Annotated in this window: 22 protein-coding genes and 1 other RNA gene; 13 read left to right on the top strand and 10 right to left on the bottom strand. The window is 52.6% G+C overall.

Going from position 1 to position 20,151, the window contains the following annotated elements; all coding sequences use genetic code 11:
• Nucleotides 1-36: 36 nt before the first annotated feature.
• The gene (locus SGR01S_RS19730) at nucleotides 37-384 is read left to right on the top strand and encodes a DUF3302 domain-containing protein (RefSeq protein ID WP_061808356.1); all 348 of its coding nucleotides are present in this window, start codon (nucleotides 37-39) and stop codon (nucleotides 382-384) included.
• 9 nt (nucleotides 385-393) lie between these two features.
• Entirely contained in the window at nucleotides 394-1,530 is a 1,137-nt protein-coding gene (locus SGR01S_RS19725; protein WP_061808355.1) for an HlyD family secretion protein, read from the top strand.
• A 94-nt stretch (nucleotides 1,531-1,624) separates the two neighbouring features.
• Here the strand turns inward: SGR01S_RS19725 and zinT are convergent, their stop codons facing one another.
• The 3 genes from zinT to smpB form a co-directional block, all read right to left on the bottom strand.
• Nucleotides 1,625-2,275, bottom strand: coding sequence for a metal-binding protein ZinT (gene zinT, locus SGR01S_RS19720; RefSeq protein WP_061808354.1), 651 nt, complete (start codon nucleotides 2,273-2,275; stop codon nucleotides 1,625-1,627).
• A gap of 525 nt (nucleotides 2,276-2,800) precedes the next feature.
• Nucleotides 2,801-3,164, bottom strand: a transfer-messenger RNA (tmRNA) gene (ssrA, locus tag SGR01S_RS19715).
• Nucleotides 3,165-3,213: 49 nt separating this feature from the next.
• The gene (smpB, locus tag SGR01S_RS19710; RefSeq protein WP_061808353.1) at nucleotides 3,214-3,696 is read right to left on the bottom strand and encodes an SsrA-binding protein SmpB; all 483 of its coding nucleotides are present in this window, start codon (nucleotides 3,694-3,696) and stop codon (nucleotides 3,214-3,216) included.
• 161 nt (nucleotides 3,697-3,857) lie between these two features.
• Here smpB and SGR01S_RS19705 point away from each other — a divergent pair, with 161 nt between their 5' ends.
• A complete protein-coding gene (locus SGR01S_RS19705; protein WP_037422140.1) occupies nucleotides 3,858-4,304 on the top strand; it encodes a type II toxin-antitoxin system RatA family toxin in 447 nt (148 codons plus the stop codon).
• On the top strand, nucleotides 4,285-4,569 hold the full coding sequence (locus SGR01S_RS19700) for an RnfH family protein (protein ID WP_037422137.1): 285 nt from the start codon (nucleotides 4,285-4,287) through the stop codon (nucleotides 4,567-4,569). Before SGR01S_RS19705 ends, SGR01S_RS19700 begins: the two co-directional genes overlap by 20 nt.
• Nucleotides 4,570-4,683: 114 nt before the next feature.
• Here the strand turns inward: SGR01S_RS19700 and bamE are convergent, their stop codons facing one another.
• The 3 genes from bamE to nadK all read right to left on the bottom strand — a co-directional run bounded on the left by bamE (nucleotide 4,684) and on the right by nadK (nucleotide 8,131).
• Nucleotides 4,684-5,022: an outer membrane protein assembly factor BamE gene (gene bamE, locus SGR01S_RS19695; RefSeq protein WP_037422134.1), complete on the bottom strand. Its 339-nt coding sequence runs from the start codon at nucleotides 5,020-5,022 to the stop codon at nucleotides 4,684-4,686.
• Nucleotides 5,023-5,504: 482 nt separating this feature from the next.
• Entirely contained in the window at nucleotides 5,505-7,166 is a 1,662-nt protein-coding gene (recN, locus tag SGR01S_RS19690) for a DNA repair protein RecN (RefSeq protein ID WP_037422132.1), read from the bottom strand.
• Between the two features lie 86 nt (nucleotides 7,167-7,252).
• A complete protein-coding gene (gene nadK, locus SGR01S_RS19685) occupies nucleotides 7,253-8,131 on the bottom strand; it encodes an NAD(+) kinase (RefSeq protein WP_012146391.1) in 879 nt (292 codons plus the stop codon).
• A 124-nt stretch (nucleotides 8,132-8,255) separates the two neighbouring features.
• Between nadK and grpE the strand changes: the two genes are divergently transcribed.
• Entirely contained in the window at nucleotides 8,256-8,828 is a 573-nt protein-coding gene (gene grpE / locus SGR01S_RS19680) for a nucleotide exchange factor GrpE (protein WP_037422128.1), read from the top strand.
• 52 nt (nucleotides 8,829-8,880) lie between these two features.
• Here grpE and ung read toward each other — a convergent pair whose 3' ends face one another.
• Nucleotides 8,881-9,564 carry a uracil-DNA glycosylase gene (gene ung / locus SGR01S_RS19675; RefSeq protein WP_061808352.1) on the bottom strand — a complete coding sequence of 228 codons (684 nt, stop codon included), beginning with the start codon at nucleotides 9,562-9,564 and terminating at the stop codon, nucleotides 8,881-8,883.
• A gap of 344 nt (nucleotides 9,565-9,908) precedes the next feature.
• Here ung and grcA point away from each other — a divergent pair, with 344 nt between their 5' ends.
• From grcA to SGR01S_RS19660, 3 genes are all read left to right on the top strand, one after another.
• Nucleotides 9,909-10,292: an autonomous glycyl radical cofactor GrcA gene (grcA, locus tag SGR01S_RS19670; RefSeq protein WP_037422124.1), complete on the top strand. Its 384-nt coding sequence runs from the start codon at nucleotides 9,909-9,911 to the stop codon at nucleotides 10,290-10,292.
• A gap of 191 nt (nucleotides 10,293-10,483) precedes the next feature.
• Nucleotides 10,484-11,446 carry a Tle-like phospholipase domain-containing protein gene (locus SGR01S_RS19665; RefSeq protein ID WP_061808351.1) on the top strand — a complete coding sequence of 321 codons (963 nt, stop codon included), beginning with the start codon at nucleotides 10,484-10,486 and terminating at the stop codon, nucleotides 11,444-11,446.
• Nucleotides 11,439-12,194 (top strand): ankyrin repeat domain-containing protein, encoded by a 756-nt coding sequence (locus tag SGR01S_RS19660; RefSeq protein ID WP_061808350.1) that lies wholly within the window; start codon nucleotides 11,439-11,441, stop codon nucleotides 12,192-12,194. Before SGR01S_RS19665 ends, SGR01S_RS19660 begins: the two co-directional genes overlap by 8 nt.
• Nucleotides 12,195-12,253: 59 nt before the next feature.
• Here the strand turns inward: SGR01S_RS19660 and srmB are convergent, their stop codons facing one another.
• On the bottom strand, nucleotides 12,254-13,579 hold the full coding sequence (gene srmB / locus SGR01S_RS19655; protein WP_061808349.1) for an ATP-dependent RNA helicase SrmB: 1,326 nt from the start codon (nucleotides 13,577-13,579) through the stop codon (nucleotides 12,254-12,256).
• A gap of 99 nt (nucleotides 13,580-13,678) precedes the next feature.
• On the opposite strand from srmB, the gene trmN reads away from it, so the two are divergent.
• The gene (gene trmN, locus SGR01S_RS19650) at nucleotides 13,679-14,461 is read left to right on the top strand and encodes a tRNA(1)(Val) (adenine(37)-N(6))-methyltransferase TrmN (protein WP_061808348.1); all 783 of its coding nucleotides are present in this window, start codon (nucleotides 13,679-13,681) and stop codon (nucleotides 14,459-14,461) included.
• A 39-nt stretch (nucleotides 14,462-14,500) separates the two neighbouring features.
• On the opposite strand, the gene nadB is transcribed toward trmN, so the two are convergent.
• Nucleotides 14,501-16,102, bottom strand: coding sequence for an L-aspartate oxidase (gene nadB / locus SGR01S_RS19645; RefSeq protein ID WP_172479789.1), 1,602 nt, complete (start codon nucleotides 16,100-16,102; stop codon nucleotides 14,501-14,503).
• Nucleotides 16,103-16,315: 213 nt separating this feature from the next.
• Here nadB and rpoE point away from each other — a divergent pair, with 213 nt between their 5' ends.
• The 4 genes from rpoE to rseC are packed head-to-tail and all read left to right on the top strand — an operon-like array spanning nucleotide 16,316 to nucleotide 19,007.
• The gene (gene rpoE / locus SGR01S_RS19640; protein WP_012146382.1) at nucleotides 16,316-16,891 is read left to right on the top strand and encodes an RNA polymerase sigma factor RpoE; all 576 of its coding nucleotides are present in this window, start codon (nucleotides 16,316-16,318) and stop codon (nucleotides 16,889-16,891) included.
• Between the two features lie 30 nt (nucleotides 16,892-16,921).
• Nucleotides 16,922-17,575 (top strand): anti-sigma-E factor RseA, encoded by a 654-nt coding sequence (gene rseA / locus SGR01S_RS19635; protein ID WP_037422105.1) that lies wholly within the window; start codon nucleotides 16,922-16,924, stop codon nucleotides 17,573-17,575.
• Nucleotides 17,575-18,531 (top strand): sigma-E factor regulatory protein RseB, encoded by a 957-nt coding sequence (rseB, locus tag SGR01S_RS19630; protein WP_037422102.1) that lies wholly within the window; start codon nucleotides 17,575-17,577, stop codon nucleotides 18,529-18,531. The genes rseA and rseB overlap by 1 nt, the downstream gene beginning before the upstream one ends.
• Nucleotides 18,531-19,007, top strand: a complete 477-nt coding sequence (gene rseC / locus SGR01S_RS19625; RefSeq protein WP_037422098.1) for a SoxR-reducing system protein RseC — start codon at nucleotides 18,531-18,533, stop codon at nucleotides 19,005-19,007. The genes rseB and rseC overlap by 1 nt, the downstream gene beginning before the upstream one ends.
• Here the strand turns inward: rseC and SGR01S_RS19620 are convergent.
• On the bottom strand, nucleotides 19,004-19,843 hold the full coding sequence (locus SGR01S_RS19620; RefSeq protein WP_061808347.1) for a hypothetical protein: 840 nt from the start codon (nucleotides 19,841-19,843) through the stop codon (nucleotides 19,004-19,006). The genes rseC and SGR01S_RS19620 overlap by 4 nt on opposite strands.
• Between the last annotated feature and the right edge of the window lie 308 nt (nucleotides 19,844-20,151).

The raw sequence follows: 20,151 nt of genomic DNA, 5'->3' as shown, positions 1-20,151 counted from the left end.
CACTCAATAAATTAGCATAATTAACCAGGGTGTTGCATGTTTCTAAATTACTTCGCTTTAGGCGTATTGATCGCCGTATTTTTAATTCTATTTTACGGTGTGATCATTATTCACGATATTCCTTATTTACTGGCTAAGAAACGGCAGCACCCTCATCAGGATGCCATTCATGTTGCAGGCTGGGTTAGCCTGTTTACCTTGCATGCCATTTGGCCACTGTTATGGATTTGGGCGACATTATACCGGCCGGAACGGGGCTGGGGAATGAGCGAAAAAGCTGAGCAACCTGATGTGTTGCAGGCACGAATTAATCAGCTCGAAAGTGAATTGCAGCGTATGCAGACGCAGGTTGCAGCTCAAAGCTCGTCGTCCAATAAAGGTTAAGCAAACAGTATGGATCTCTTAATTATTCTCAGCTACGTTGCGCTGAGCTACGGCGTATTCAAACTGTTCCGTATCCCGGTCAATAAATGGACGGTGCCGACGGCGGTGCTCGGCGGTATCTTCATTGTGGGTGCCTTAATCCTGGGGATGAATTACAACCATCCTTATACCTATCGGGCGCAGAAGATCGCGATATCCGTGCCAATTGTCCCGCAGGTCTCGGGGATGATTGTTGAAGTCACCGATAAAACCAACGTGTTACTGCGCAAAGGGGAAATTCTGTTTCGCCTTGATGATACCCGCTACCGCGCCCGACTGAACAAGCTGCAAGCGGAACTTGCTGGCGCACAAGCAGATGTGCGAGCACGGCAGGCTACATTGAATGAGTCCGCAGCGAATGTTCAGCGTGTAAATGCCGAGTATGAGCGTGCTCGTAAGGATTATCAGCGCTATGCCAAAGGCGCGACCATGACGGTCAATCCTTTTTCTGAGCAAGATATTAGCCATGCGCAGCAACAATATCAGGCACAATCTGCCGCATTGCAGGCCGCCAAAGCGCAGCACCAACAGGCGCAGGAGCAGCTTTCGGGCCACTACAATGGTGAAGATGCCCACATCGCCAGCCTGAAATCACAGATTGCAGAGGCAACGTATAATCTGGAACAAGCCACGGTACGTGCGCCAAGCGACGGTTATGTGACGCAAGTGTTGGCCAGACCGGGCACGACGGCGGTGCGGCTGCCTTTCAAGCCGGTGATGATTTTTATTCCACAGCAAAAGCGGCAGGTGGTGGCGGTATTCCGCCAGAACTCGATCCTGCGTTTAACCGAGGGCGATAAGGCCGAGGTGGTATTCAACGGCTTGCCGGGCAAAGTCTATGGCGGCTCGGTGACGCGGGTGTTGCCGGTGGTACCGGACGGCAGCTATCAGGCCAGTGGTGCATTGCAGGGATTAAATGTGGGTGCCCAGCAGGAAGGGGTTTACGTAATGATCGACCTGGCTCCCAGCCCAGAACTCGACAAACTGCCCGATGGCGTGACGGCGCAGACTGCGGTGTATACCGAGCACTTCGAGCATCTTTCCATCATGCGCAAGGTTCTGCTACGCATGACCAGTTGGCTGCACTACCTGTATTTGGATCACTAGCGGCTAGCTGTTTGGAAGGTTAGCGCCGCAGAAGCCAAAACCCGCAACCCAGGTTGCGGGTTTTTCGTTATTGCCGCCAGGCCTATTATCACTTTCAGTGATGCAGCATATCGTCGACAACCTGTTCCGTTGTCAGTTGGAATGGATAGTAAGTCGGCCAGTTATCCATTTCCGCCAGCAACGCTTCTTGGGATGTGCTTCCCATAAATATATGGAAATGAGCCGATTTGCGTGGAGCGATAGTGTGATCGCTGAATTGAACATATTTCGGCGCTTGGCTGCCGGCATCCTTACATTCAAACAGGTAGCGAACCCCTTTTTTGCCTGAGGTGTAGGTCAAGATTTTATATCCCACATAGTCGTACTTGCAGGAATTCTCTTCGTTGCCTTTATGGAACGCCATAACGCCGTTTTCAATCCCGATAGTATCTATATCGCTAGCGTATCCCTTGCGGTAATACTCTTTAATCTGCTCGAAGGTTTTACCCGGATCTTTTTCCGCCTTCTTCTTGAACACCGGGTCAAGGTCCCCATTCTGCAAATAAGGATAAACCGACTGCCATACACCATCCCAATCTGACAGGGTTCTATCCTTGACGTTCTTATCATCGAAAACGCCAGCAGCGGCCTTTTGCTCGATTTCCGTCATAGGTTTGCCATGCGAATGATGGCCATGGGCTGACGCGTAGCCACAAACCAAAAACGCGCCCAGCACCAATGAAAGCTTGCCAATATAGCTCCTCAAAATATCCTTCTCCTTAAGATCACTAAAAATAAAAAGTTACGATATAACATAACAATTAACAGTTCAATGTCTTCATCAGCATCGTGAGGTATTCGCCATTCATAAAGAGGCGTTTTCCAACGAACAAGTTATCAGGATTCTCTGTAAGACGAAGCAGGAGGCCTGGCATCAACCAGAGGCAAGGCTGTGTAAGTGCTGAGGCAGATCATGGCGCGTTTTTTACTGTTGGGAAGTTGGTAGTGGAAGCGCCACAGTTTCTTGCCGGTTGCTGGCTTTGACTAACAGCAACAGGCTGCCACCGTCATGCAAGGTGAGTTATTTTTTTGTACTTCGGAATGGGGGAGGGCGTGTAGTCCGCGCCATGCGGAGGGGCTTCCATAATTGGTATACCTAAACGTATACCAATAACTCACTGATTTAGCTGTGTATTTTCGGATTGCTACAGATACAAAAAAGCCCGCAACGTGAATTGCGGGCTTTTCCGTTATTGTCACCAGATCTATCTGGGGTCACCGGTGACCTATTTGGTGGAGCTGGGGGGATTTGAACCCCCGTCCGAAATTACTACACCGTCGGCACTACATGCTTAGTCCAATCTTTACATTCGCCGGTCAGCTGCGGATGGACACGCCACTAACAAACTAGCCTGATTGGATTTAACGCTTCAGCCCCAGGCAGGACATCCACGCGATCTCTTTTGGGTTTGACCTCTCTTGATCCCCGTCCTAAGAGCGGAGGCTAGGGAGAGAGGGCTCTTAGCAGGGTATTAAGCTGCTAGGGCGTAGTTTTCGTCGTTTGCGACTATTTTTTTGCGGCTTTTTACGAGGCCAACCGCCCCTCGGCATGCTCCTAGGGCTTCGCAAATCCCGTCGAATCCAGAATCAGCCCCAAGTAACTTTGTGCAGTATACCAGAAGTTTAGCCCGTTAAGCCAGAGGCTTATCGGTTTGCGTGCTTCATGATACGGGCTTTCGCCGTCTGCCATTCACGATCTTTGATGTCATCGCGCTTATCGTGTTCTTTCTTGCCTTTGGCTACGCCGATTTTGACTTTGACCCAGGCATTTTTCCAATACATGGACAAGGCAACCACGGTATAGCCTTCGCGGTTAACACGGCCGAATAAGGAATCCAGCTCGCGTTTGTTCAACAGCAGTTTACGGGTACGTATCGGATCGCAAACCACATGCGACGAAGCCACGCTAAGGGGCGTGATAGTGGCGCCAAACAGATAGGCTTCACCATCGCGGAATGTCACGTAGCTGTCGCTGAGGTTGGCTTTGCCGGCACGCAGCGATTTTACTTCCCACCCTTGCAGGGACAGGCCCGCTTCGATTTCTTCTTCAATGAAGTATTCGAAACGTGCTCGCTTGTTTTGCGCAATGGTGGCAGAACCGGGTTTGTGTGCTTTTTTCTTTGTCATAGTGTGTTCATTATACTGGATGCGCGAGCGAAAGAAATCCTTTACCGCTCAGCACCTGCGCAATTTTTCGCATTTTTGGCCCCTTCGTTGCATAGCAGATTTTTTGTTTGCTGATAGATAAATGGTATGATTTGTATGTTTTGTGTCTCACAGGAAATGTTATGCCCCAGATCAGTCGGTCTGCGTTGGTGCCGTTCAGCGCTGAGCAGATGTATCAGTTGGTTAACGATGTTCATTCTTATCCCGATTTTCTGCCAGGTTGCACCGGTAGCCGGGTGATTGACGCGTCCAACAATGAAATGACCGCCGCAGTAGATGTTGCCAAAGCCGGTATCAGCAAAACGTTTACTACGCGTAATACGCTGCTGGATAACCAGAGCATCAATATGCAACTGGTGGATGGTCCCTTCCGTAAGCTGATGGGGGGCTGGCATTTTACGCCGCTCAGTCCGGAAGCCTGCAAGGTTGAGCTGCACCTGGATTTCGAATTTACCAACAAACTGATCGAGTTGGCGTTCGGAAAGGTGTTTAAAGAACTGGCCGGCAACATGGTGCAAGCATTCACCCAGCGGGCAAAAGAGGTTTACAGTGTCAGATATACGGGTTGAGGTGGTTTACGCCCTGCCGGAACGTCAGTATCTGCGCAAAGTCACGCTGGCCGAAGGCAGCAGTGTTGAACAGGCAATTGTGGCCTCTGGTCTGCTTGAACTGCGTAGTGACATTGACCTGCAAAGTAACAAGGTGGGCATCTATAGCCGACCGGCCAAGTTGGGTGATGTACTCAACGATGGCGACCGGGTGGAAATTTACCGCCCCTTGATTGCCGATCCTAAAGAACTGCGCCGGCAACGGGCAGAAAAGGCAAAAAAATAAGGCGCTGAATGCGCCTTGTTTTTTATCAGAATTTTACCTTCCGAGTTGCAGCCTGTTACTGTCATGAAGAACGTGACGTATCCCTCATGGGCCGGACGATAATTCCTTCGCTGATTATTTGGTCAGCGCAGGTTTGTTCTGAATATCGGTCAACACGCCAGCGCTGTTGAAGGTCAACGTCAGGGTTTGCTGAGTGATATCTTCATGGCCTGGTTGCTGACGGAATACATAGAACCACGTCTGAGTACCGAACGGGTCTTGCAGCATTGGGGTGCCCAATGTGTACGCGACCTGTTGCTGGGTCATACCTTTCTGAATTTTAGCTACGTCGGTTGACGTCAGGTAGTTCCCTTGGTTGATGTCAGGCCGGTAAACCACCTTCTCAAAGGTAGAACAGCCTGCAGTCAGCATCACAAGAACTACAGCGGCGGCAGTCAGCGTTTTACAGCGCATAGTAATCACATTCCTTTAGGGCATAGGATGCCGATGATAATAGACCTTGCTGCTGTTGGAAACCCTTATACCCTTCATCTTTCAAGTTGTAGCTGTGTTGGCTGCCCTCGTTCACCCCAGTCACTTAGTTAACTAAGCTCCCGGGGATTCCCTTGGTTGCCGCCTTGCTACAACTTGAAATCTATTGGGTATACCCGTCATCCTTCAAATTGAAGCCGTATTGGCAGCCTTCGTTTATCCCTGTTACTGAGGAGACTAAGCTCCCGGGGAATCCCTTGGTTGCCGCCTTGCTACAACTTGAAATCTATTGGGTATACCCGTCATCCTTCAAGTTGAAGCCGTATTGGCACCTTTGTTCATCCCAATCGCTGAGTTGACGAAGTTTCCCGGAGGGTCTTAATTGTGGCCTGGCTACAGCTTGAGGTCTGTCGGGCAAACAGCGCCAAAGTCAGACCTCAGGAAAGTAAAAAAGTTGAGCTTTTTTATGCAGCAAGCAGTTCTTTTGCATTTGCCAGCGTGTTCCGAGTGACTTCACTACCACCAAGAAGGCGTGCCAACTCTTGCAAACGAGCTCGTTTATCCAATGGCGACATCTGTGTTTCGGTTTCTGTGCCGTCGGTCTGTTTACTGACGAACAGATGTTGATGCCCACAGCCCGCGACTTGCGGCAGGTGAGTGACGCACATAACTTGTGTGGATTCGCCTAATTGGCGAAGCAGGCGGCCAACAATGGCGGCAGTTGGGCCACTGATACCGACGTCCACTTCGTCGAAAATCAGTGCTGGTGTTTCCATTTTGCGGGCGGTAATCACCTGGATCGCCAGCGCGATACGGGACAATTCGCCGCCAGAGGCAACCTTCGCCAATGCCTGTAGCGGTTGGCCCGGGTTGGTGGACACACAAAACTCGGTGCGGGTCGCGCCTTCCGCACTCAAATATTGCGGTTCGAAGCGTACGTCGATATTGAATTTACCATGCGGCATGGAGAGTGCCTGCATGCTGTCGGTAATCAACGTGGTCAACTCAGCGGCATAATGCTGGCGTTTCTGATGCAGTTGCTCTGCCAACAACAGCGCTTGCTGATGATGCAGCGTAACCGCCTCGGTCAGGTGTTCGTGGTCGTTTTCTTGTTGTGACAGCAACTGTTGTTCATCCAGCATTTGCTGGTGCAACTGCGGCAGTTCTTCTGGCGCGACATGGTGTTTACGCGCCAGGTTAATTTGCCGCGACAGGCGCTGCTCGAGTTCTTGCAGGCGGTTGGGATCCAAATCCATGCGGTCGGCATAATGGCGCAGTTCATCGCTGGCTTCACTGATTTGGATTGACGCCTCTTCCAGCATATCCAGCAGGCCACTGAGTTTCTCATCCATGCCGATCAGCTCAACCAGCAGATGCTTAGCGGTATAAAGCTGGCTTAGCATGTTGTTTTCTTCGTCATCAGCCAACAATTGCAAGGTTTGTTGGCTGATCGTCAATAACTGGCCACTATTGGCCAGGCGTTTGAACTCAGTGTCGATTTGTTCAAATTCGCCAGCCTGAGGCGCAAACTCGTTCAGCTCTTTTAATTGATATTGCAGTAGCTGTTTGCGCGCGTCGCGCTCAATGGATTGCTGCTGATGGTGAGCCAGTTCGCGGCAGCTTTGGTGCCAGCGCTGGTAAGCTTGTTGCATTTGCGTCAGTAGAGCGGGTTCGTCTGCATAAGCGTCGAGCAGTTGTTTTTGGTGCTCTGGCTTGAGCAACAACTGGTGGGCATGCTGGCCGTGGATTTGAATCAGCCGCTGGCCGAGCTCACGCAACTGCGAAAGCGGTACAGCAGTGCCATTGATAAAACCGCGTGAGCGGCCATCTGCGTTGATCACCCGGCGCAGCAGGCACTCATTGCTGTCGTCTAATTGATTTTGCTCTAACCATTGGCGCGCAGACGGGGTGTCTGCCAGCGAAAAGCGAGCACAGATATCGGCACGGGCGGCTCCCAAGCGAACGACATTACCGTCGGCACGGTTACCGAGGCATAACCCCAGAGCGTCGATAGCGATCGATTTACCGGCGCCGGTTTCACCGGTAATCGCCGTCATACCCGGTTGAAAATCTATTTCCAACTCACGAACGATAGCAAAATTGCTGATGGTCAATTGCGCCAGCATGGGAACCTTCCTGTGTATAAACACATAACTGTAGTTTCATACAGTATAAACTGGTTTTATATACAGTAAAGGGGCTGGCGCAGTTTTTAGAATAATTTTTTTGACCAGCCCAGCTTGGTACTTAAGGTATTGAAATAGCTGTAGTCCTTTGGGTGAATAAGATTCAAATGGAAATCACTACGGCGTATCAAAACCTCTTCGCCTTCCTGGATAGGTAGCGCGATTTGGCTGTCGCAGCTGATTTCCAGATCGCTACCAATCTGCGAAAACTTCAGCCGAATGGTGCTGTTGCCGTTGATCACCAACGGGCGGGCTGAAAGGGTGTGCGGGAACATAGGCACCAGTGCAATGGCTTCCAGCGATGGCGTCAGGATCGGCCCACCGGCGGAAAGAGAGTAGGCGGTCGAACCGGTCGGGGTAGCGATTATCAGGCCGTCAGAGCGTTGTGAGAAGGCGAAGCGATCGTCGATATACACTTCGAACTCAATCATGTGCGCCACTTTACCAGGGTGCAATACCACTTCATTGATAGCGGTACTGATGCGGCACTGTTGGTTCTCTTTGTGCACGATGGTTTCCAGCAGGAAGCGCTGTTCATCGATGTACTCGCCTTCTAACACGTCGGCCAGTTGCTGTAATGCGTTATCGGGGTCTAGATCGGTGAGGAAACCGAGATTGCCGCGGTTAACACCGATCACTTTAATGTCGTAACGGGCCAACACGCGCGCAGCGCCAAGCATATTGCCGTCGCCGCCAACGACTACGGCCAAATCGGCCTTTTGGCCAATCTCTGCCAAGCTACCGGTTACGGCGTCTTTCAACCCTAAATCCTGGGCAATCTGCCGTTCAACCATCACTGAATAGCCTCGGGCGACCAACCAGTGAAATAACATCTCATGCGTTGCCAGCGCCGAAGGGTGACGCGGGTGGCCAACAATGCCAATACAGGCGAATTTTTTATTCATTGTTGTGATTTTCCTCACCGGGACCAGTTTATGCCCCACATTGTGACCGGTTGACTTGAAACCCCGGTTTTGATCCCCATAATAAGCCAAGTTGCGAGATTAATGCTAAAACGCGGAGATATTCATGAGTAGTAAAGAACAGAAGACGCCAAACGAGCAAGTCTCGGAAGAAATGGAACAGCAGGAAGCCCTGCCGGAAGCGGCTGAGGGCGTCGATCTGCGGGATGAGCGCATTGCTGAGCTGGAAGCTCAACTGGCCGAATCTCAGCAGCATGAACGCGACAGCCTGCTGCGTGCCAAAGCGGAGATGGAAAATGTCCGTCGCCGTACTGAACTGGATATCGAAAAAGCGCACAAATTTGCGCTGGAGAAATTCTCTGGCGATCTGTTGCCGGTGCTTGATAACCTGGAACGCGCGTTGGAAATGGCGGATAAAAACAATCCGGAATTGACAGCAATGATTGAAGGTATCGAACTGACGCTGAAGTCCCTGCAGGACGTTGTGCGTAAGTACGGGATCGAAATCGTTGGCGACATTAACGTGCCGTTCAACCCGGATGTGCACCAGGCGATGAGCCTGATGGAATCCGCCGATCACCAGCCGAACCATGTCATGATGGTGATGCAGAAAGGCTATACGCTGAATGGCCGCCTGTTGCGCCCAGCGATGGTTGCAGTTTCCAAAGCCAAGGCTTAAGCGAAATTAAGTAAAGAAAAGGCACCCTCGGGTGCCTTTTTTGCGTCTGGTGCTATGTCTGTGGTAGTCGAGGCATCCAGTCGATAGGTTTTAGTCCCTGTTGCTCCAACAATTGGTTGGTTTGCGAGAAATGGTGGCAACCGAGGAAGCCGCGATGGGCGGAGAGCGGCGAAGGGTGCGGCGCTTTCAACACGTGGTGGCGGTTACGATCGATAAAGTTGCCTTTCTTCTGAGCATGCGCACCCCACAGCAGGAATACCACGCCTTCGCGGTTTTCGTTTAGCGCAGCGATCACTCTGTCGGTAAAGGTTTCCCAGCCAAGCTTGGCGTGGGAGTGTGCCTGGCCGCCTTCCACGGTTAATACCGTATTCAGCAGCAGCACACCCTGTTCTGCCCAGCTTTGCAGGCAACCGTGGTTAGGGCGTTCAAAACCAGGGATATCCGTCGCCAGCTCTTTATACATATTAACCAACGACGGGGGAGCAGGGACGCCGGGCAGCACGGAGAACGATAAACCGTGGGCCTGGTTCGGACCGTGATAAGGATCCTGACCGAGAATCACCACCTTCACGTCCGCCAGTTCGGTAAAACGGAACGCGTTGAACACGTCTTTTTGCGGTGGGTAAATGGTCTTACCAGCCTGGCGTTCAGCGGCAACAAAGGCAAGCGTTTCATGAAAATAGGGCTGCTCTTTCTCCTTGCCGATGACGTCATGCCAGGTGAGGGAGGTGGACATAAACGCTCTCCTTTGTTTTCGTTAACAATTCACTGGGCATAGCTTACCGTTTAGCTTCACGCAGTGAAACCCGCTTTTATGTTTACGTTATCGTTGCGAATACAAATATTTTTGAAAATTTACAAAAATAATTGCTATGCACTTTATGGGGAAAATTGACATAAAACATAAACTTGCCCCTTTGCGCTGTGTGGGTACCCCGTGAAAATTGACTTTAATCAAAGAATTGCCCTGGCCAGACTGGTATACAGAACAACAAGACAACAATGGTTTTACCAAATGGCCGAAACCAACATTGGATTTTTTCGACGTAGAATTTTTCGCCCTTGTACGGAGGCAACAAAATGATTACTGGTATTCAAATTACTAAAGCAAACGACCAGGCGCTGGTGAACTCTTTCTGGCTGCTGGACGATGAAACATCAGAAGCTCGCTGTGTTTGCGCTAAAGCAAACTATACAGAAGACCAAGTTGTACCGGTCAGCGAACTGGGCCAGATCGAGTACCGTGAAGTACCGCTGGAAATGCAATCTACCGTGCGTGTTGAAGGTGGTCAGCACCTGAACGTGAACGTACTGCGCCGTGAGACGCTGGAAGATGCGGTGAAGCACCCAGAAAAATATCCGCAATTGACCATTCGTGTGTCCGGCTATGCAGTGCGTTTCAACTCGTTGACGCCAGAACAGCAGCGTGACGTGATTACACGTACCTTTACAGAAAGCCTGTAATTACTGTGTTATTAACAAGGGAGCCTCGGCTCCCTTTTTTTATTTCATTGCCTAACCGGACAGAAAGTGAATCCGGATCACATTCTTTGCAAAGATAGCCGCCTGCATTACAGAACTGCTCCGACCTGCCGATAGCTACAACAGCACACATTAGATGTGCTAATTAATCAGTCTATCGACAAGGAGTCGGCATGAGTATGTCTTTGAGCTTTACCTCTGCGGTCAGTCCTTCGGCCATTCAGCCTCCACTAACGCGTGCGGTGCAGGAACCGCTGAACTCCCCCCAGCCTGTTGAACCTACGTCTGTAAACGCCCCCACGGCTACACTGTCGTCGCACACTGTAAATGCACAGAACCTGCTGAATACGCTGGTGAGCGACATGTCGGCAACTGCACCGGTTGCTGCGCATTCGGGTGTGACGCGCGGTCAGCAATCGCAACAAGGGGATTACACGTTAGCGCTGTTGGCCAAAGACGTTTACAGCACCAATAGCCAGGGTGTTGATGGGTTCAGTCGATTGAGCGACAGCGCCTTGCTCGGCGCAGGTATTGATCCTGCCAGCCTGCATGACACAGCATCGGGTTTTCAGGCCGGGATCTACAGTGATAATCAACAGTACGTGCTGGCCTTCGCGGGCACCAATGACATGCGCGACTGGTTGAGCAATGTCCGTCAGGCGACGGGGTATGATGATGTGCAGTACAATCAGGCTGTCGCGGTCGCTAAAGGTGCCAAAGCGGCCTTCGGTGATGCTTTGGTGATCGCCGGCCATTCGCTGGGTGGGGGCTTGGCGGCAACGGCAGCACTGGCGACTGGCACGGTGGCGGTTACTTTCAATGCTGCGGGGGTTTCTGATTACACATTGAACCGTATGGGGATTGATCCTGCGGCAGCAAAACAGGATGCGCAAGCGGGTGGGATTCGTCGGTACAGCGAACAATATGACATGCTGACCGGTGCACAGGAATCCACTTCGTTAATTCCAGACGCCATCGGGCATAAAATCACGCTGGCCAATAACGACACGTTGAGCGGTATTGACGACTGGCGGCCGAGCAAACATGTCGATCGCAGTCTGACGGCGCACGGTATTGATAAGGTAATCAGTTCGATGGCGGAGCAAAAGCCATGGGAGACCAAAGCCAATGCCTGACAGGCGGCGGGCATGGCATACGGTGATTATTGCCATGCTGGCGCTGATCGCGATCGCCGGTTTGCTGATTATGGCTAAGGGACAACAGATGAATCAGGATATTACCCCGTTCAACGGGCGCAGTAATGTGGTGCTGGCTCAGGCGGTAGCACGTGGCGATGTAAAGGGTATTGCTGAACAGGCAACGCAGGCGCATTTGCGTGAGCAGGGCGATCATCAGATCACCTTATTGCAGTGGGCAATACTGTCACAACAACCGCAAAGCCTAAGCGCATTGCTGGAGCAGGGGGCCGATGTTTCTACTCCGGGGTTGGATGGAAACAGCGCGTTGCATACCGCCTCGGCGGTGCAGGACCCGCAGTATCTGCGCTTGCTGTTGTCTTATGGTGTGCCGATCAACCCGCGTAATGCGGTAACTGGAGCCACACCACTGTCCGTTGCGGTACTGGCGGGCCGAGAGGAGCAATTGCGGCTGTTGCTGGTGTCTGGTGCAGATGTCACGCTGAGCGATAGGTTAGGGGATACCCCTTTGCATGTCGCGGCAAAAATCAATGCACCGCAATTGGCGTTGATGTTGTTGCAGGCCGGGGCCGATGCTAAAGCCCGTAACCAGCAAGGGGTGACCTTCCAGTTCTATTTCTCTCAGACGCCAACAGCATTGCAGAGCGAAGAAATGCGCGATCGTTATCGTCAACTGAACGCCTGGCTGAAAGCTCATCAGCAGGCAACGCATTACGTACAGCAATAACAGGCATAAAAAAACCGCCTTCAGGTAAGTGGAGGCGGTTTTTATTTACAGCGGCAACATTACTTCGCGCCGTTGTCTTCAGGTTTGGCCTTTGGTTGGCGGCGTTTGCCCACGTTCTTCGCATCGCGATGACGTACTTTCACCTTGGCTTTTTCTTTGTTCTTTTCTTTGTCGGCTGCGCGTTTGGCAATCACTTTCTTCGAAGGCTTACCGTTGCTTTTCTCGCTTGGCACTTTGGTTGAAGGTCGCAGTTCTTCGATTACCCGCGCTTTCAATGGCTCGTTCAGGTAACGTCCGACTTTGCCCAACAACAGGTGGTCATGTGCTTCAACCAGCGAGATTGCAGTCCCCTTGCGCCCAGCACGACCGGTACGGCCAATACGGTGCAGATAGGTGTCCGCGGTGCGCGGCATATCAAAGTTGAACACGTGGGTGATATCCAGGATATCCAGACCACGGGCAGCAACGTCGGTGGCGACCAGTACGTTGACACGGCCATCCATCATGCGTTTTACCGCTTCGTTACGCTTGGCCTGCACCATTTCGCCTTCGAGGTAACAGATATTGATACCGGCCTCGCGCAGCCAGGCTGCCAGCTCATGCACGCGCTCACGTTTACGCACGAAGATGACGGATTTCTGTACGTCCGGTTGTTGCAGCAAGTGCACCAACAGAGCGGTTTTATGCTGCACGTCGTCGGCGCGGTAATACCACTGCAGGATCTTTTTGCGTTCACGGCGTGATGGATCTGCTTCGACTTCTACCGGTTCTTTCAGAATGCGTTCTGCGAATTCGCGGATAGCATCGCCTTCCAACGTTGCGGAGAACAGCAACGTCTGGTTGCGCCAGCGAGTCTCAGCAGAGATCGTTTCGATGTCCTGTGCAAAGCCCATGTCGAGCATACGGTCGGCTTCATCGAGGATCAGTGTCTCTACTGCGCGGCAGTCGAAGTTTTCTTCTTTAATGTATTGCAGCAGACGGCCAGTGGTGGCGACGACCACGTCCTGGTTTTCGCTGAAGACTTCCGCGTGGTTCATATACGCGACGCCGCCAGTGATGGTGGCGATATCCAGCGAAGTATGAGCAGCCAGTTCACGTGCCTGATCGGCTACCTGCATCGCCAGCTCGCGCGTCGGGGTGAGGATCAGTACGCGCGGTGGGCCGGACTTCTTGCGTGGGAAGTCGAGCAGATGCTGCAATACCGGCAGCAAAAATGCAGCGGTCTTGCCGGTGCCGGTCGGCGCCGAACCCAATACGTCGCGCCCATCCATCGCAGGCGGGATCGCCTCGGCTTGAATGGCGGTTGGGCGTTCGTAGCCTTTATCGCGCAGGGCGTTTATCAGGCGTTCATCGAGTTCGAGCTCGGAAAAATTGGTTACTGTCATGGTCTACCTCTACTTGGGGCGCCGATTATAGACGGGTTGGCCGCTTTCTTCACCTATTTAAGCGGAAAGCATCTCTTTTCCCAAAAATCAGATTGCCTTATGCTACGCCAGTTTTGTATCCAGGTGGTTATTGTGAGCACTCAATCGAAAGCGAATTTTACGCCACGTCGCGGTGGTTTTACCTTTAAACAATTTTTTGTTGCTCATGATCGCTGTGCAATGAAAGTGGGCACGGACGGTGTCCTGCTGGGGGCATGGGCACCCTTAGCACAGGCACAGAGAGTGCTGGATATCGGCAGCGGCAGCGGATTAATTGCGCTGATGTTGGCACAACGTTCAACCGACAGCGTACTGATCGACGCGGTAGAGCTCGATGAGGCCGCCGCTGCACAGGCGCGTGATAATGTTCTGGAGTCACCTTGGTCGCAGCGCATTCAGGTGCATGCGCAGGACATTCACGATTTCGCGCAGCATCATGCCGGTGAATACGAGTTGATCGTCAGCAACCCGCCGTACTTTGAGCCGGCGGTCGCCTGCCGCGATCAGGCACGCCACAATGCGCGTTATACGGAAACCCTGACCCACGATGCATTGCTGGCAAGTGCAGAGCAGTTGCTCGCTCCGAACGGTACTTTTTGCGTAGTGTTGCCGCATGATATCGGTGAAGCTTTCGAAAGCAATGCGCATGGGCGTGGTTGGCACACTGCGCAGCGGCTGAATGTCAGCGATCGCGCTGATACGCCATTGCACCGGGTATTGTTGGCTTTGACGCGTCAGCCGACAGACGCAAATGTAGAGCGGAAGCTGGCGATTAAGCTGGCCGATGGCGGTTATACGGATGATTTCCGCCGCCTGATTACTGATTTTTATCTGTTCTACTGAAATGAAAAGGGCGCCATTCCTGACGCCCTGGTAAAGCCATTATGGCTGCAGGATTGTCGGTAGTGCTTCCGGCAGTAGATCCGGGTAGTCCAACGTATAGTGCAGCCCGCGGCTTTCTTTACGTTCCATGGCACTGCGGACGATCAATTCCGCCACCTGCACCAAATTACGCAGTTCCAGCAAATTGTTAGAGATGCGGAAATTAGCGTAGTACTCGTCAATTTCAGCCTGCAAGGTATTGATGCGGCGCAGTGCGCGCTCCAGCCGTTTGGTGGTGCGCACGATCCCCACGTAGTCCCACATAAACAATCGCAGCTCATGCCAGTTGTGTTGGATCACGACCCGTTCATCGGCATCGTCTACGCGGCTTTCATCCCACTGCGGCAGCTGTTTCGCCAGTTTGATAAACGGCAGGCGCATTTTGATGTCCTCCGCTGCTGACCACCCGTAGACCAGACATTCCAGCAGTGAGTTGGATGCCATGCGGTTAGCGCCGTGCAGGCCGGTATAGCTGACTTCGCCAATGGCATACAGCCCGTCAAGGTCGGTACGGCCATGCTGATCGACCATTACGCCGCCGCAGGTATAGTGCGCGGCAGGGACGATAGGGATCGGCTGGCTGGTCAGGTCAAAGCCCAGCGTCAGCAGTTTTTCATGGATCATCGGGAAATGCTGGGTAATGAATTCAGCTGGTTTATGGCTGATGTCCAGATACATGCAGTCCGCACCCAAGCGCTTCATTTCGTGGTCGATGGCGCGCGCAACGATGTCACGGGGTGCCAGTTCGCCGCGCGGGTCAAAATCGGGCATAAAGCGGCTGCCATCCGGGCGTTTCAGATAGGCACCTTCACCGCGCAACGCTTCGGTTAGCAGGAAGTTACGCGCCTGCGGATGGAACAGGCAGGTCGGGTGGAACTGATTGAATTCCAGGTTGGCGACCCGGCAACCTGCGCGCCAGGCCATGGCGATACCGTCGCCGGATGAGATATCCGGGTTGGTGGTGTATTGATACACCTTGGCTGCGCCGCCGGTAGCCAGCACCACTGTTTTGGCACGGTAGGTTTCTACCTGCTCCAGCTCGCGGTTCCACACATAGGCGCCGACCACCCGACGAGTGCCCGGCAGGCCGATTTTGTTCGAGGTGATCAGATCGACCGCATTACGGCGTTCCATCACGCAAATATTCGGGTGGTTGCTTGCTTTCCCCACCAGGGTAGTCTCTACTTCTTTACCTGTAGCATCAGCGGCATGCAGGATACGGCGGTGGCTGTGCCCCCCTTCCCGCGTCAGGTGGTAATGTGCTTCGCCCTGAGCGTTGACCTCGGTGTCGAACAATACCCCCTGATCGATCAACCACTGTACGCAGTGGCGCGCATTGCCGGCGATAAATTCAACGGCGTCTTTGTCACACAGGCCGGCTCCGGCAATCAAAGTGTCATCAACGTGTGAGGCAATGCTGTCCGTTTCATCGAAAACCGCGGCGATCCCGCCTTGGGCATAAAATGTGGCGCCTTCGTTGAGAGGCCCCTTGCTGAGTACGGTAACCTTGCAATGCTGCGCTAGACGCAACGCCAATGACAGGCCTGCAGCGCCGCTGCCGACAATCAGTACATCGCTAACATGTTCAGATGATGGTTGCATAACGTATGATGTGTGCAGAAGAAGAGTGAAATTCATGTTAGCCTAATTGTCCGGGCAAAAGCCACGGATGGGTGACATCAACATAAAAAACAATGGCAATACGGAACTTCGTGTTCTGTATGAACTCCAAGCGAGTGCTTGCTCAGGAAAATAATGTATGGCTGGCAGTACAATTTTACGCGTGGAGACGGATTTGGGGAGAGTTTACCTCGGATGAGCGAGCAGTTAACGGATCAAGTTCTGGTTGAGCGGGTCCAAAAGGGCGATCAGAAGTCGTTTAACTTACTGGTAATTCGTTACCAGCACAAAGTTGCGAGCCTCGTTTCCCGGTATGTACCGCAGGGCGATGTGCCGGATGTGGTGCAGGAGTCGTTTATTAAAGCCTATCGCGCACTGGAATCATTCCGTGGGGATAGCGCTTTCTATACCTGGTTGTATCGAATTGCTGTGAATACGGCAAAGAATTATTTGGTGGCTCAAGGTCGTCGTCCGCCATCCAGCGATGTGGATGCCAACGACGCCGAAAATTACGAAAGTGCGGGCGCACTAAAAGAAATTTCGAACCCTGAGAACTTAATGTTGTCAGAAGAGCTGAGACAGATAGTTTTCCGTACCATTGAGTCTCTCCCTGAGGATCTTCGCATGGCGATTACCCTGAGGGAGCTGGATGGTCTAAGCTACGAAGAGATAGCTGCCATCATGGATTGCCCGGTCGGAACCGTACGTTCGCGTATTTTCCGCGCCAGGGAGGCTATCGATAATAAAGTTCAACCGCTGATTCAACGTTAGCAATGGCGGACACAGGAAGGGTACTTAGGCATGCAGAAAGAAAAGCTTTCCGCTCTGATGGATGGAGAATCGCTCGACAATGAGCTACTGAGTTCATTGTCTAAAGACAGAGCGCTTCAACAAAGCTGGCAGAGCTATCACCTGATACGTGACACACTACGGGGTGATATCGGACAAGTGATGCATTTCGATATCGCAGATCGTGTTGCTGCTGCGCTAGAGAAAGAACCGGCACGTCTGGTTCCTTCTGCAGTTCCGGAATCTCAGCCGCAGCCACATACCTGGCAGAAAATGCCGTTCTGGGACAAAGTCCGTCCTTGGGCCAGCCAGATCACACAGATTGGCATGGCGGCCTGCGTGTCGCTGGCAGTGATTGTAGGCGTACAGCAATACAATCAACCGGCTGCCCAATCTGGTGCTGCTGAATCACCGGCGTTCAATACCCTGCCGATCATGGGGCAGGCGTCACCGGTTAGCCTTGGCGTACCGGCAGACAGTTTCTCAACCGGCAGCGGGCAACAGCAGCAGGTGCAGGAACAACGTAAACGCATTAACGCTATGCTGCAAGATTATGAGTTGCAACGCCGTTTGCATTCTGATCAACTGCAGCTTGAGCAAAGCACACCACAACAGGCTGCCGTCCAGGTTCCCGGAACTCAGTCTTTAGGAATGCAACAGCAGTAATGAAGCAACTTTGGTTCTCCGTCTGTCTATTGACGGGCAGCCTGCTCTACTCAAACATCGCCCCGGCGCAGCCCACTGCGTCCGGGGCGTTGTTACAACAGATGAGCAGTGCTAGCCGTTCGCTCAATTATGAACTCGCCTATATCAGCATTAGCAAGCAGGGGATTGAGTCGCTGCGTTATCGCCATGCGGTGATTGATCAGCAGCCTCTTGGCCAACTGCTGCATATGGACGGCCCACGTCGCGAAGTGCTGCAGCGTGGTGGTGGGATCAGCTATTTTGAACCCGGTCTGGAACCCTTTACGTTATCCGGCGATCATATCGTCGATGCGTTACCGGCCATTGTTTATGCTGATTTTAACCGTCTGGCGAAATACTACGATTTCATCTCCGTTGGCAGCACACGCATTTCCGATCGTCCTTGTGAAGTGCTCCGCGTGGTTGCACGCGATGGTTCTCGCTACAGCTATATTGTCTGGATGGACGAAGATACCAAGCTGCCGCTGCGGGTGGATCTGATCGATCGCGACGGCGAAACGCTGGAGCAATATCGGGTGATTTCGTTCGTAGTCGGGCCGCAAGTGCAAAGTGCCATGCAGGGGCTCATCAAGGCCAACCTGCCGCCGTTGCTATCACTCCCAGCGGTAGAGAATATCAAGTTGGGATGGAGCACTGGCTGGTTACCGGCGGGTGTCGATGAAGTCGCGCGCAACCGCCGTAAACTGCCGAATGTGTCAGAACCGGTTGAGTCACGGCTATACAGCGATGGCCTGTTTAGCTTCTCGGTCAATGTCAGCCCCGCGGGGAGTGGTGCTGGCCAGCAGTATTATCGCCAGGGGCGGCGCACTATCCAGACCGAAGTGCGTAGCGGCAACGAGATCACCATCGTTGGCGAACTGCCGCCAGCGACGGCTAAACGCATTGCTGACAGTATTTCCTTCAAGGTATCACCATAATGATGAAAGAGTGGGCCACGGTGGTTTCGTGGCAACAGGGCGTGGCGCTGCTGCGCTGTGAACCGAAAGCAGGGTGTGGCAGTTGTACTGCCCGCTCTGGTTGCGGCGCACGTGCGTTGAATGAGCTGGTGCCGGAACCCGAACACCAGCTGCAAGTGCGTATCGAGCAACCACTCGAGCCGGGCCAGCGGGTTGAGGTGGGGATTGCCGAAGGCAGTCTGTTGCGTTCGGCAATGCTGGTTTATCTGACGCCGTTGCTGGGCATGATGCTCGGTGGCAGTTTGCTGCAATATTGGCTGGGCACCGACGCTTCAGCCGCGCTTGGCGCACTGCTTGGTGGTGGCGCAGCCTTTATGCTGGCGCGCAGCTTGGCGCATCGCCTCGGCGAGCAAGCGAATTACCAACCCATCGTTCTGCAAATTGGTTTGCCGCCAGGGGCTATGCGCCTGCAAGCGGACAGCGAACCTCTGCGTTAAAACTGCTGCCGCGTCATCGCCGGGTTATGGTAGGCGGGGATGCGGTTGTAGATCATATGCTCCAGCAGTGCCATAAACAGATCGGCACTGAGCAGCGAAAAATAGCCTATCGTTAACAATGCATTGCCCTGGTTATCCAGCAGGCGAATGGTGCCGCGTTGCGGGTTGTTTTCCATTTCGCGTATCTGCTCCATCGGAATAGCCCCCTGTGATGTGATTAGCGCCGTAGCACTCAGCCTTAGCGTTTGGGCTGATTGCCCTTTTCGGTAACCAGGAAACATGTGATTTAACCAACGAGCGCCGCAACGGAGATAGTGAAAGGACAGTACTTCCCCCTGATACAGTGCATTTAACGCCTGTGGCCCACGTTGCTGGATCTGCTGATTGATAATGGTATCTGCCAGCCGCCAGGAGTGAGACAGGTTGCTGAATACCGGACACCAAGGCTGATCGGCTGAGGTGCGAAATGCCATCACGTCGAACAATCCGCCAAACAGACGCCCTCCCCGGAAACGATAAATATCCCCAACTTTTTCAAAGGGGATAAACCGTTCTTTGTGACTATGGTCATTAATCACCCGAACACCATGTTCGTACAGGCGATAGGTTAGCGCTGGCCGCAGATAGTGGCGCAGCGCCAGCAGAATACAGCCGAGTAAAATAGTGACTGCGCCGGTTTGCAGTAAGGTCAGTACCGCACTTTCATCCATATTGCTCAGTAACGGCAACAAAATCAGTGCCGCACCGATGGTTAACAGCAGCGCTGCGGCTGCGAGAATGCCCCAATTGACCTTTGAAAAATCGTGCCGGCTCAGCATTTGCCCTTTATCGATCATTGTGCACCTTCCAATCAACATGCAGAGATATGCTGGTGAACCCCGGTGGGCGTGCCGATGTAGTGCCCTGAATTATGTTTTATCGCGGTGTTCACCCCCATTTCTATAGAAGGCGCTGGGAAGCGTATATGGGTTTTTTCCTAAACCCCTTGAGTCAGATTACAATTCTAAGATGTTGATCCAGATATTATTTTATCCAGAATTAGGAGGGGGTTTATTGCGTTATTGGCGGTTATGTATTAGCGCGGGATCCTGACGATAGTCAGTGAGGGAAGGGGGGCGATATCGGTTGCTGAAACTTACCGTTA

Origin of the sequence: Serratia grimesii NBRC 13537, from assembly GCF_001590905.1 — a bacterium.
Lineage (GTDB): Bacteria > Pseudomonadota > Gammaproteobacteria > Enterobacterales > Enterobacteriaceae > Serratia > Serratia grimesii.
The sequence above is the reverse complement of the archived record's forward strand: the minus strand, read 5'-3'. Positions and strand labels throughout refer to the sequence as shown.

Coding starts and splice junctions, on each gene's coding strand:
- nadB (WP_172479789.1), bottom strand. CDS start 16,102: ATGCAACCATCATCTGAACATGTTAGCGATGTACTGATTGTCGGCAGC.
- smpB (WP_061808353.1), bottom strand. CDS start 3,696: ATGACAAAGAAAAAAGCACACAAACCCGGTTCTGCCACCATTGCGCAA.
- SGR01S_RS19665 (WP_061808351.1), top strand. CDS start 10,484: ATGAGTATGTCTTTGAGCTTTACCTCTGCGGTCAGTCCTTCGGCCATT.
- ung (WP_061808352.1), bottom strand. CDS start 9,564: ATGTCCACCTCCCTCACCTGGCATGACGTCATCGGCAAGGAGAAAGAG.
- SGR01S_RS19660 (WP_061808350.1), top strand. CDS start 11,439: ATGCCTGACAGGCGGCGGGCATGGCATACGGTGATTATTGCCATGCTG.
- trmN (WP_061808348.1), top strand. CDS start 13,679: ATGCTACGCCAGTTTTGTATCCAGGTGGTTATTGTGAGCACTCAATCG.
- SGR01S_RS19730 (WP_061808356.1), top strand. CDS start 37: ATGTTTCTAAATTACTTCGCTTTAGGCGTATTGATCGCCGTATTTTTA.
- bamE (WP_037422134.1), bottom strand. CDS start 5,022: ATGCGCTGTAAAACGCTGACTGCCGCCGCTGTAGTTCTTGTGATGCTG.
- SGR01S_RS19725 (WP_061808355.1), top strand. CDS start 394: ATGGATCTCTTAATTATTCTCAGCTACGTTGCGCTGAGCTACGGCGTA.
- rseA (WP_037422105.1), top strand. CDS start 16,922: ATGCAGAAAGAAAAGCTTTCCGCTCTGATGGATGGAGAATCGCTCGAC.
- rpoE (WP_012146382.1), top strand. CDS start 16,316: ATGAGCGAGCAGTTAACGGATCAAGTTCTGGTTGAGCGGGTCCAAAAG.
- rseB (WP_037422102.1), top strand. CDS start 17,575: ATGAAGCAACTTTGGTTCTCCGTCTGTCTATTGACGGGCAGCCTGCTC.
- grcA (WP_037422124.1), top strand. CDS start 9,909: ATGATTACTGGTATTCAAATTACTAAAGCAAACGACCAGGCGCTGGTG.
- recN (WP_037422132.1), bottom strand. CDS start 7,166: ATGCTGGCGCAATTGACCATCAGCAATTTTGCTATCGTTCGTGAGTTG.
- rseC (WP_037422098.1), top strand. CDS start 18,531: ATGATGAAAGAGTGGGCCACGGTGGTTTCGTGGCAACAGGGCGTGGCG.
- grpE (WP_037422128.1), top strand. CDS start 8,256: ATGAGTAGTAAAGAACAGAAGACGCCAAACGAGCAAGTCTCGGAAGAA.
- SGR01S_RS19620 (WP_061808347.1), bottom strand. CDS start 19,843: ATGATCGATAAAGGGCAAATGCTGAGCCGGCACGATTTTTCAAAGGTC.
- SGR01S_RS19705 (WP_037422140.1), top strand. CDS start 3,858: ATGCCCCAGATCAGTCGGTCTGCGTTGGTGCCGTTCAGCGCTGAGCAG.
- nadK (WP_012146391.1), bottom strand. CDS start 8,131: ATGAATAAAAAATTCGCCTGTATTGGCATTGTTGGCCACCCGCGTCAC.
- srmB (WP_061808349.1), bottom strand. CDS start 13,579: ATGACAGTAACCAATTTTTCCGAGCTCGAACTCGATGAACGCCTGATA.